Annotated in this window: 5 protein-coding genes and 1 pseudogene; 3 read left to right on the top strand and 3 right to left on the bottom strand. The window is 76.6% G+C overall.

The features are described from left to right. Positions 1–847 (top strand): quinone oxidoreductase family protein (locus tag GTR00_RS11490; protein WP_166611758.1); only part of this gene is annotated, 847 nt, incomplete at its 5' end. A 31-nt stretch (positions 848–878) separates the two neighbouring features. On the opposite strand, the gene GTR00_RS11485 is transcribed toward GTR00_RS11490, so the two are convergent. Both GTR00_RS11485 and GTR00_RS22980 read right to left on the bottom strand, forming a co-directional pair. After that, a complete protein-coding gene (locus tag GTR00_RS11485) occupies positions 879–1640 on the bottom strand; it encodes a VOC family protein (RefSeq protein ID WP_205705584.1) in 762 nt (253 codons plus the stop codon). Between the two features lie 6 nt (positions 1641–1646). Beyond that, positions 1647–1871 (bottom strand): DUF3072 domain-containing protein, encoded by a 225-nt coding sequence (locus GTR00_RS22980; protein ID WP_166611757.1) that lies wholly within the window; start codon positions 1869–1871, stop codon positions 1647–1649. A gap of 116 nt (positions 1872–1987) precedes the next feature. Between GTR00_RS22980 and metG the strand changes: the two genes are divergently transcribed. Next, the gene (gene metG / locus GTR00_RS11475; protein ID WP_166611756.1) at positions 1988–3799 is read left to right on the top strand and encodes a methionine--tRNA ligase; all 1812 of its coding nucleotides are present in this window, start codon (positions 1988–1990) and stop codon (positions 3797–3799) included. Continuing rightward, a pseudogene (locus tag GTR00_RS11470) lies at positions 3757–5673 on the top strand (ABC transporter ATP-binding protein); the annotation flags it as partial. The gene metG and the pseudogene GTR00_RS11470, both read left to right, overlap by 43 nt. A 47-nt stretch (positions 5674–5720) precedes the next feature. On the opposite strand, the gene GTR00_RS11465 reads toward GTR00_RS11470, so the two are convergent. Next, the coding region (locus GTR00_RS11465; RefSeq protein ID WP_166611755.1) for a GNAT family N-acetyltransferase at positions 5721–6470 on the bottom strand (750 nt) is incomplete at its 5' end.

Below are 6470 nucleotides of genomic sequence, written 5' to 3'. Positions count from 1 at the left end.
GAACTACGTCGACACCTACCGCCGCAGCGGCGCGTACCCCCTGCAGCTGCCCGCCGTGCTCGGCGGCGAGGGCGCCGGGCGCGTGGTGCGCGCCGGGGAGGGCGTGGAGGGCTTCGCGCCGGGCACGCTGGTGGCCTGGAAGGAGGCGCCCGGCAGCTACGCCGAGCGCGTCGTCGTCGACGCCGGCGAGCTGGTGCCCGTGCCCGCCGGCGTCGACGCGCGCACCGCCGCCGCCGTGCTGCTGCAGGGGCTGACCGCGCACTACCTGGCCACCGACACCCACCGCGTCACCGCGGGCACCTGGGCCCTGGTGCACGCCGCCGCCGGCGGGGTGGGGCTGCTGCTCACGCAGGTGGTGCGGCTGCGCGGCGGGCGCGTGCTGGCGACCACCTCCACCCCGCAGAAGGCGGAGCTGGCGCGCGCGGCCGGGGCCGAGGAGGTCGTCGGCTACGCCGACGCCGCCCGCCGCGCCCGCGAGCTCACCGGCGGCCGCGGCGTCGACGTGGTCTACGACGGCGTGGGCCGGGACACCTTCGAGGACTCCCTCAGCGCCCTGCGCCCGCGCGGCACGCTGGTCGTGCACGGCGCCTCCTCCGGCCCCGTGCCACCCTTCGACGTGCAGCGCCTCAACGCCGCCGGCTCGCTCTTCCTGACGCGCCCGACCCTGAGCTCCTACACGCAGGACCGCGCCGAGCTGCTGGCGCGCACCGACGAGCTGTTCGGCTGGGTGGCGCAGGGCCGCCTGGACGTGCGCGTGGGCGGCACCCACCCGCTGGAGCGGGCGCGCGCCGCGCACGAGGACCTGCAGGGCCGGCGCACCACCGGCAAGCTGCTGCTGGTGCCCTGAGGGGCGCCCTCCCGTCCCGGGCCGGGCGCCCTCAGGCCCCGCGCCCGGACAGCACGCAGAACTCGTTGCCCTCCGGGTCGGCCAGCACGACCCAGCTGACGCGCGGGTGCTGACCCACGTCCACCGGGCGCGCACCGGCCGCGCGGGCCGCGCGCACGACCCGGTCCTGCCCCGGCGGCGGGGAGGTGGGGCGCACGTCCAGGTGCCAGCGGTTCTTCACCGCGTGCGGGGTGCCGGTGCGCACGAACTCCAGGTAGGGGCCGCTGCGGCCCGCGCGCAGCGCGGCGGCCGCCGGGTCCGAGCGCACCAGGTCCCAGCCGGTCAGCGGCTGCCAGAAGGCGGCCAGCGCCGCCGGGCGCAGCGCCTGCACCACGACCGCCGCCACGCGCCCGCAGCCCTCGTACTGCGGGCGCGGGTCCAGCACGCACAGCTCGTTGCCCTCCGGGTCGGCGAGCACCACCCACGGCACCTCGCCCTGCCCGACGTCGACGCGCCGGGCGCCCTGCTCCAGGAGGAGCTGCACGGTCCGGCGCTGCTCGGCGGGGGAGGAGGTGTCCAGGTCCAGGTGGACCCGGTTGGGGGCGCGCTTGGGCTCGCGCACCGGCACGAACACCAGCGGCACGCCCGGCTCGCCCCCGGGCGGGTCGACGTCCACCTCGCCGGCGTCGGCGTAGCCCAGCCGCCAGTCCAGCGCCCGCGCCCACCAGCGCGCCAGCGCCGGCGGGTCGGCGGCGTCGACCGTGACCGAGGCCAGCCGGGCGCCGGCCCCCGGCTCCACGGGCACCGCGGGCACCGCGGGCTACTGGCCGCGGCCGGTCTGCTGCTGCAGCTCGTCGATGAGCTCGGAGGCCTTGGCCTTGGTGAGGTCCTCGGGCAGCTCACGCCCGGCCTCGCGGGCCAGGGTCTCCAGGTAGCTCCTCTGCGGGCCGGTCATCGGCTCGTCGCCGGTGACCCAGGTCTCGGGGTCCTTCTCGGCGTTCTGGGTGGGGTCCGGGGCGGTGTTCCCGCTGGTGTTCTCGCTCACGACCCCGACGCTACGACCAGGGTGCGACACGTGCCCGGCGAGCGGCCCGCCCGCCGCGCAGCGCCCCGGCGGTGATCACGAGCGTCGACCGGGGGCGGGCGCCCTAGGATCGGGCCATGACCCACGTCCTGTCCGCGGTGGCCTGGCCCTACGCCAACGGCCCCCGCCACATCGGCCACGTCGCCGGCTTCGGCGTCCCCTCCGACGTGTTCAGCCGGTACATGCGGATGGCGGGTCACGACGTCCTCATGGTCTCGGGCACCGACGAGCACGGCACGCCGATCCTCGTGCAGGCCGAGCAGGAGGGGGTCGGCCCGCAGGAGCTGGCCGACCGCTACAACCGCGTCATCGCCGAGGACCTGCACGCCCTGGGCCTGTCCTACGACCTGTTCACCCGCACCACCACGCGCAACCACCACGCCGTGGTGCAGGAGCTGTTCCGCACGGTGCACCGCAACGGGTACATGGTGGCCAAGAAGGGCATGGGCGCCATCTCCCCGTCCACCGGCCGCACCCTGCCGGACCGCTACGTGGAGGGCACCTGCCCCATCTGCGGCTTCGACGGCGCCCGCGGCGACCAGTGCGACAACTGCGGCAACCAGCTGGACGCCATCGAGCTGAAGGACCCGCGCAGCCGCATCAACGGCGAGACGCCGGTCTTCGTGGAGACCGAGCACTTCTACCTGGACCTGCCGGCGCTGGCCGACGCGCTGGGCTCCTGGCTGCAGGGGCGCGCGGAGACGGGCAGCTGGCGGCCCAACGTGCTGAAGTTCTCCCAGAACCTGCTGGAGGACCTCAAGCCGCGGGCCATGACCCGCGACATCGACTGGGGCATCCCGGTGCCGCTGCCCGGCTGGGAGGACAACCCCGCCAAGCGGCTGTACGTGTGGTTCGACGCCGTCGTCGGGTACCTGTCGGCCTCGGTGGAGTGGGCCCGCCGCTCCGGCGACGAGGACGCCTGGCGCGCCTGGTGGACCGACCCGTCGGCGCGCTCGTGCTACTTCATGGGCAAGGACAACATCACCTTCCACTCCCAGATCTGGCCGGCCGAGCTGCTGGCCTACGACGGGCGCGGCGCCAAGGGCGGTGAGCCGGGCCCCTACGGCGACCTGCAGCTGCCCAGCGAGGTCGTGGCCAGCGAGTTCCTCACCATGGAGGGCAAGCAGTTCTCCTCCAGCCGCGGCGTGGTGATCTACGTGCGCGACGTGCTGGCGCGCTACCAGCCGGACGCGCTGCGCTACTTCATCTCCGCCGCCGGGCCGGAGAACAACGACGCCGACTTCACCTGGCAGGAGTTCGCCACCCGCACCAACTCCGAGCTCGTCGCCGGCTGGGGCAACCTCGTCAACCGCACCGCCAGCCTCATCGCCAGGAACGTCGGCTCGATCCCCGGGCGCGGCGAGCTCACCGACGCCGACCGGGCCCTGCTGCAGACCACCTCCGCCGGGTTCGGCACCGTCGGGGGCCTGATCGAGGCGCACCGCCAGCGCGCCGGGATCGCCGAGGCGATGCGCGTGGTGGGCGAGGTGAACAAGTACCTCACCGAGCAGGAGCCCTGGAAGATCAAGGAGTCCGACCCCGAGCGGATGCGCTCGGTGCTGCACGTGACCGCCCAGGCGGTCTCGGACTGCCGCACGCTGCTCTCGCCGTTCCTGCCGCACTCGGCGCAGGCCGTGCACGAGGCCCTGGGCGGCACCGGCACCGTCTCGCCGCTGCCGCAGCTGCGCGAGGTCACCGACCTCGACGACGCCTCCCGCTCCTACCCGGTGCTCACCGGCGACTACCGCCGCGGGGAGACGCTGCCGCAGTGGGCCCCGCACCCCGTGGTGCCCGGCACGCCGGTGGCCCCGCCGAAGCCGGTGTTCACCAAGCTGGACGTGGCCGCCGTGGTGGAGGAGGAGACCGCGCGCCTGCGGGAGGGGCTGTGAGCCCGCGCGCCGGCGGGCGCCCGGCCGCCGCCGCGGACGCCGGCCTCCCGGTGCCCCCGGAGCTGCTGCGGCGCATCGAGGCGCTGCCCCCGGCCACCGACGCGCCCGACGTCGACGTGGCCGCCGCCGAGGCGCCCGACCCGGCCTTCGGCCTGCGCTCCCTGGTGCGCCCCTTCCGCCCGGCCCTGCTGGCCGGCGCGCTGCTCGTGGCCGGCGACGCCCTCGCGCAGCTGGCCCTGCCGCAGCTGGTGCGCCACGGCCTGGACACCGGCGTCGCCGGCGGCGACCTGCGCGCCCTGCTGCTGCTGTCGGCGGTGGCCGCCGCCGTCGTCGCGGCCGGCTGGCTGGTGGTGGTGGGGCAGACCCGCGTCGCGGGCCGCACCGGGGAGCGGCTGCTGTTCTCGCTGCGGCTGAAGACGTTCGCGCAGCTGCAGCGCCTGGGCCTGGACTTCTACGAGCGCGAGCAGGCCGGGCGGATCATGACCCGGATGACCACCGACGTCGACGCGCTGTCGACGTTCCTGCAGACCGGTCTGGCGCAGGCGCTGGTGAGCCTGTTCTCCCTCGCCGGGGTGTTCGCGGCGATGCTGCTGCTGGACGCCGAGCTGGCGCTGGTGGTGGTGGCCGTGGTGCCGGTCCTGGTGGCGGCCACGCTGCTGTTCCGGGCGCGCTCGAGACCGGCGTACACCGAGTCCCGCGAGCGCGTCAGCGCCGTGAACGTGCACTTCCAGGAGTCGGTGGCGGGCGTGCGCGTCACGCAGGCCTTCGACCGCGCGGCGCAGGACGCCGCCGCCTTCCACCGCGAGGGCCTGGCCTACCGCGACGCGCGGCTGCGCGCCCAGCGCTGCATCGCCACGTACTTCCCGTTCGTGCAGTTCCTCAACGAGGCCACCGCCGCGCTGGTGCTCGTCGCCGGCGCGCACCTGGTGCGCGAGGGCCGCGTCAGCCTGGGCGTGCTCGTGGCGTTCCTGCTGTACGTGGACCTGTTCTTCGCCCCCGTGCAGCAGCTCTCGCAGGTCTTCGACCAGTACCAGCAGGCCGCGGTGGGCCTGCGGCGCCTGGGCGACCTGCTGCGCACCCCGACGAGCGTGCCGGTGCCCGCGCACCCGCGACCGGTGGGGCGCCTGCGCGGGGAGCTGCGCTTCGAGGGCGCGGGGTTCTCCTACCCGGGCTCGTCGACGCCCGCCCTGTCCGGCCTGGACCTGCACGTGCGCGCGGGGGAGACGGTGGCGCTGGTGGGGGAGACCGGCGCCGGCAAGTCCACCGTCGTCAAGCTCGCCGCCCGCTTCCACGACCCCACCGCCGGGCGCGTCCTCGTGGACGGCACCGACCTGCGCGAGCTGGACCTGGAGGGCTTCCGCCAGCGCCTGGGCGTGGTGCCGCAGGAGGCGCACCTCTTCGACGGCACCGTCGCGCAGGCGATCGCCTACGCACGCCCCGACGCCACCGAGGAGCAGGTGCGCGCCGCGGCGCGGGCCGTGGGCGCCGACGAGGTGATCGCCGCCCTGCCGGGCGGGTACGCCTCCCGCGTCGGCGAGCGCGGCCGGAACCTGTCCACCGGCCAGCGCCAGCTCGTGGCCCTGGCCCGCGCCCAGCTGGTCGACCCGGACGTGCTGCTGCTGGACGAGGCCACCGCCGCGCTGGACCCCGCGGCCGAGGCGGCCATCGCCGCGGCCAGCGACGCCCTGGCCAGCCGGCGCACCACCCTGGTGGTGGCGCACCGCCTCAGCACCGCCGCGCGCGCGGACCGCATCGTGGTCCTCGACCACGGCCGCCCGGTCGAGCAGGGCACCCACGAGCAGCTGCTGGCGCGCGGCGGGCGCTACGCGCAGCTGTGGGCCTCGTTCGTGGCGGGCAGGGCGGCGGCGGCCTGAGCGCCCCCGGGCGGTGCCCGGGGGCGCTCGGGGGCGCTCAGGCGTGCTCAGGCGGGCCGGGTGCGCACGGCGACGCGGGCGTCCGCGCCGTCGGCGGCCAGCAGCGTCTCCGGGGCCACGCCGGTCATCCAGTCCAGGGCCTGCACGCCGTCGCTGCGCAGCGCCCGCTCCAGCACGCAGAACTCCACCAGCCGCCCGGGGGCGTAGCGGGCGAACCGGGTGCGGAAGCGGCCCTCCAGCACGCCGTAGCGGCCGCCGTCGCGCAGGCCCAGGACGTACGCGGCCAGCACCCCGTCCAGGTGCAGGGCGGCGACCTCCAGGGCGCCGGCGGCGGTCAGCTCCCGCGCCCGCGCCAGCCAGGCGTCCCGGCCGGCGGGGGTGTCCAGGGCGCAGCGCAGCCCGTGCGCGTCGTCCCGGTCGCGGTACGCCTGCTCCAGCTCGGGCAGCAGCTCCTCCAGCTCGGCGGAGCCGGAGGTGAACGACACCCGCGCCGTCACCCCGTCGGTGGCGATGCGGTTGCGCGCCTTGCGCAGGTTCTTGCGCATGCCGTGGCTGAGCAGGTCGACGGGCTCGCCCTGCTGCGGGCGGTGCAGCAGCGGCACGGGCGCCAGCGGCTCCACCGCGGCGCCGGCGCCGGCGGCCAGGGCCCGGGTGGTGGCGTCGTCGGGCAGGTCCGCCAGCTCCAGCCGGGTGCCGCGCGCGGCGGCGCCCTCGGCCAGCGCGCGCCCGAGCGCGCCGGCCGCCGGCGCCGGGGCGGCGACGCCGGCGAGGTAGCCGCCGCCGCCGGAGAGCAGGAC

Origin of the sequence: Kineococcus indalonis, assembly GCF_009906395.1 — a bacterium.
Lineage (GTDB): Bacteria > Actinomycetota > Actinomycetes > Actinomycetales > Kineococcaceae > Kineococcus > Kineococcus indalonis.
The sequence above is the reverse complement of the archived record's forward strand: the minus strand, read 5'-3'. Positions and strand labels throughout refer to the sequence as shown.

Excerpts from the sequence above, each read along its gene's own strand:
- metG (WP_166611756.1), top strand. The coding sequence starts at position 1,988 with ATGACCCACGTCCTGTCCGCGGTGGCCTGGCCCTACGCCAACGGCCCC.